Genomic DNA, 2,138 nt, shown 5'->3' with positions numbered 1-2,138 from the left:
TCGTCGCGGCAATCAACTACTTCGCCTCCCCGGAGCCCGGTACGACGGCCACGTTGAAGGTCACACCGGTCAAACTCGGTCGGCGTATCCAGACCGTGGATGTGGACCTCGAGCACACCGCAAGGCCGCTGGCCCGGCTGACCGCGAATTTCGCTACCGACCACCGGGGCCCGACTCAGGAACTGGCCGCACCTCCCGAACTCCCGGATCCACACTCACTGCCGGATGCACGAACGCTAGGCATTCCCACCGATGGATTGTTCGGCCGGATCGAATATCGTATGGCCACCGTCCCGGGCTGGGCTCAGGGAACTCCCAGCGGCGATCCCACCAGTCTCGCGTGGCAACGTCTCGCCGGAGGCACAGCCGTCGATTGGCCCGCGCTTGGCCTCCTCGTCGATACGGCACCTCCACCGGTACTCGAGCTGGGCAACCATCGCTCCATGACCGTTCAACTGACGGTGCACTTCCACCGGCTTCCCGTACCCGGATCCTGGATCGCCTCTCGATTTTTCACCAGGCACCTGAACGATGGGTTCCATGAGGAGGACGGTGAACTCTGGGATGATCAGGGCCGCCTGCTGGCCCAATCACGACAGTTGGCCATCTTGCTTGGCTAAGTAGCCCAGGTACTAGTCCTGGACCTCGGTGACGCCTTCATACAGCCCAAGGTGATTGCCATCGGGATCCTCAAAAATTGCCCACCAACTGGTGTCGCTGATCGGGGAGCGTTCCATCAGGACTCGTCCGCCGTGATCGCGAACCAGGGCGAGAGTGTCCTCGATCGAGTCGACCTCGATATAGGACCGCGGCTGAGTGAACCCTGGCGATCTGGGGGCCAAGCCCCCACCGCTGACCTGGTTGGGTGCCTGCCACATGGGATAGTCCTCAAAGCCCGGTGGTGCAACGATGCGCCAACCGAACAAGGCCGTATAGAACGCCCCGGCCTCCTGCGGGTCGCTCACCGGTATATCAATGTGGGTGATGTCGCCATGGGGCATAGGTTCTCCCTTCGTCTGCGGTGACGATCCAAGCCGCTGATCGCTCGAACTGTCAGCGAGGTCCGCTGGTCACCAGCGCGATTGCGCTGGAAGATATCTGGAGATTCTACGTCCGGGAACGTTCGAACGTGACCACCTCGTAGTCGGGTGTGCCCCGGTACCCCACGCGTGAGGTCTCCGACCAGCGTCGAGGATCGATGGGGCCGAAGTAGGCGTCGCCAACTGGGCTGAGCGGGACCTCGGTCACCACCATGCGGTCGACCAGATCGGCATCGAGCGCTTCGGCATAGACCGTCGCGCCGCCGATCAAGAACACCTGATCGTCTCGTCGGTAGGCCAGTGCGATCGCCTCGTCGAGCGTGCCGGCGACCAGCACCTCGCCATGGCCCGAATCCCATTGCCGATTCCGGGTCAGCACGATTGAGGTCCGCCCGGGCAGCGGCCTACCGATGGACTCGTAAGTCGTCCGGCCCATCACGAGCGGATGCCCCCAGGTCAGTTCTTTGAACTGCCGCTGGTCCCCGGTCGGCGGCCATGGCATCTGGCCCATGGCGCCGATCACCCCGTTGGCACCGATGGCGACCGCAATCGAGACTGTCACCTGACCGGCTCACACAGCGATCGGCGCTTTGATCGCCGGATGGGACTGATAGTTCTGGACATCCACCGAATCCAACGAGAAGCCGTCGATGTCGTCGATCGAAGGATCAAGCCGCACGGTGGGTAGCGGTAGCGGGGACCTGGTCAACTGCTCGCGCGCTTGGTCGAGGTGATTGAGGTAGAGGTGGCAGTCACCGCCGGTCCAGATGAACTCCCCCGGTTCGAGACCGGTGACTTGGGCAACCATCTGGGTGAGCAGCGCGTAGGAGGCAATGTTGAACGGTACGCCCAGGAACACGTCGGCAGAGCGCTGATACAACTGGCAACTCAGACGACCATCGGCGACATAGAACTGGAAGAGCGCATGACACGGTGCCAGCGCCATCTTGTCCAGGTCGGCCACGTTCCAGGCACTGACGATATGGCGTCGCGAGTGTGGATCGGTATTGATCGCGTCGATCACCGCGTGGAGCTGATCGATGTGCCGACCATCGGGCGCCGGCCACGAACGCCACTGGTAGCCGTAGATCGGGCCGA

The 2,138-nt window shown here is 62.9% G+C and carries 4 protein-coding genes; 1 reads left to right on the top strand and 3 read right to left on the bottom strand.

What is annotated here, in order from left to right; all coding sequences use genetic code 11:
- Window positions 1–620, top strand: a 620-nt coding sequence (locus tag ACK5M9_RS13300) for a thioesterase family protein (protein WP_416893634.1), incomplete at its 5' end; no start/stop codon positions are given.
- A 12-nt stretch (window positions 621–632) separates the two neighbouring features.
- On the opposite strand, the gene ACK5M9_RS13295 is transcribed toward ACK5M9_RS13300, so the two are convergent.
- The 3 genes from ACK5M9_RS13295 to thyA all read right to left on the bottom strand — a co-directional run.
- On the bottom strand, window positions 633–1,001 hold the full coding sequence (locus ACK5M9_RS13295) for a VOC family protein (protein WP_416893633.1): 369 nt from the start codon (window positions 999–1,001) through the stop codon (window positions 633–635).
- A 106-nt stretch (window positions 1,002–1,107) separates the two neighbouring features.
- Complete coding sequence (locus ACK5M9_RS13290; protein WP_416893632.1) at window positions 1,108–1,602, bottom strand: dihydrofolate reductase; 495 nt, start codon at window positions 1,600–1,602, stop codon at window positions 1,108–1,110.
- Window positions 1,603–1,611: 9 nt separating this feature from the next.
- On the bottom strand, window positions 1,612–2,138 hold a 527-nt coding region (gene thyA, locus ACK5M9_RS13285), incomplete at its 5' end, for a thymidylate synthase (protein ID WP_416893631.1).

Source organism: Mycobacterium sp. (assembly GCF_047975165.1).
Lineage (GTDB): Bacteria > Actinomycetota > Actinomycetes > Mycobacteriales > Mycobacteriaceae > Mycobacterium.
Note: the sequence above shows the minus strand (reverse complement) of the source record. Positions and strands in the feature narration are given on the sequence as shown.